This is a genomic window from Novosphingobium sp. PASSN1, from assembly GCF_002278815.1.
The window spans coordinates 1-1,348 of record NZ_NKIS01000039.1 but is presented as its reverse complement, the minus strand read 5'-3'; the positions used below and the strand labels follow the sequence as shown (position 1 = coordinate 1,348).

At 60.8% G+C, this 1,348-nt stretch carries 2 protein-coding genes and 2 pseudogenes; all 4 read left to right on the top strand.

Annotated elements, in window-relative coordinates; all coding sequences use genetic code 11:
- Positions 1 to 167: pseudogene (locus CFE35_RS22490) on the top strand (Holliday junction branch migration protein RuvA); the annotation flags it as partial.
- A gap of 520 nt (positions 168 to 687) precedes the next feature.
- Entirely contained in the window at positions 688 to 936 is a 249-nt protein-coding gene (locus tag CFE35_RS22485; RefSeq protein ID WP_292934102.1) for a type II toxin-antitoxin system ParD family antitoxin, read from the top strand.
- Positions 929 to 1,225: a type II toxin-antitoxin system RelE/ParE family toxin gene (locus CFE35_RS22480; protein ID WP_292934101.1), complete on the top strand. Its 297-nt coding sequence runs from the start codon at positions 929 to 931 to the stop codon at positions 1,223 to 1,225. Before CFE35_RS22485 ends, CFE35_RS22480 begins: the two co-directional genes overlap by 8 nt.
- Positions 1,222 to 1,348 (top strand): annotated as a pseudogene (locus CFE35_RS22475) (Holliday junction branch migration DNA helicase RuvB); the annotation flags it as partial. The gene CFE35_RS22480 and the pseudogene CFE35_RS22475, both read left to right, overlap by 4 nt.

Genomic DNA, 1,348 nt, shown 5'->3' with positions numbered 1-1,348 from the left:
CCGTGCCCGCCGGTTCGGTGAGCGCGGACGCGATCTCCGCCCTCCAGAACCTCGGCTTCAAGCCCGCGACCGCCAGCATGGCCGTGGCCGCGGCGGTCAAGGAACTGGGCGATGATGCCGGGCTGAACGATCTGGTGCGGGTGGCGCTGAAGCGGGCGGCGGGTTGAGGCTTGCGCTATTCCTTCTCGCGGCAGCGGCAATGGCGCCAAGCACCAGCGCGTTCCCGTGCTCGCTTGCAGTCAGAGAGCATCCTATCCTTGCCTCTCATGCACCAGTTTCGACTAAGAGCGGGATCACAACCGTCCGGATCGCCATATCGGAAATTCTACTCCCAGAACGATTTGGCAGAACGCAAAATCCCTTCCAGCATATCTGGTTGGGCTTGCGGGGACACAAGCTGGTTGAGGGGACCGAAACAGTATCGCCAGAGCTTGTGGAAGTGGTCGGGCAGATCAACGTGATGTGCTTTTACCCCAGCGACGCATACAGGACACTTCCGGATGGGCGACTGGTCGTCTGGATCTCCGGCAAATTTCAGTCCGGCAACTCGTTGAAGTTGCACCTTCAACAAGCAGGCTCGCCGACTGACAGCATCGGCAGCGTCTGGCGACTGGCGCGTTGGTCATTGGACGACGACGGTGACGCAGTCGCTTTGCCTTCACCCGCGCAACAAGCTATAAACTCGCCATGACCGACCTCAGCTTTTCAATTCCCGACGAGCTTGCCGGCCCCTTGAAGCTGCGGATCGACGACTGCGGCTACGGCAATGCCGGCGAGTATCTGCGAGACCTCGTGCGCCGCGATCTCGAAGAGGCTGCGGACACGGCATGGGTGCGTGCCAAGGTCGAGGAAGGCCTTGCCTCCGGAATCGTTGACAGGGACCCGACTGAAATCATCGAAGATATCATCGCAAAGCGCCGCGCACAGCGTGCCTGATGTAAGGCTGAGCGAGGCAGCTATCGCCGATCTGGTCGAAATTGACGCATTTGGTGCCGAGCACTTCGGCGACGATGCGGCAGACGCCTATCAGCGCGGGATCGACAAGGTGCTGACTCGCCTCGAAACGTTCCCCCTGAGCGGGGAGCTACGCCCCGGCTATGGCAACGACATTCGCTGCGTGGTTCATCGCAGCCATCGCATTCTCTACAAAGTTGAAAACGATGGCATTGTAATCGCCCGCATTCTTCATCATTCCCGCGATGCGGCGAAACATCTCAGGCCATGACCGACAACCCCATCCTCACCCCCCGCCGCCAGACCGAAGATCCGGACGCGGCGCTGCGTCCCAAGACGCTCGCCGAATTCGTCGGGCAGGAAGCTGCGCGCGAAAACCTCCATGTGTTCATCG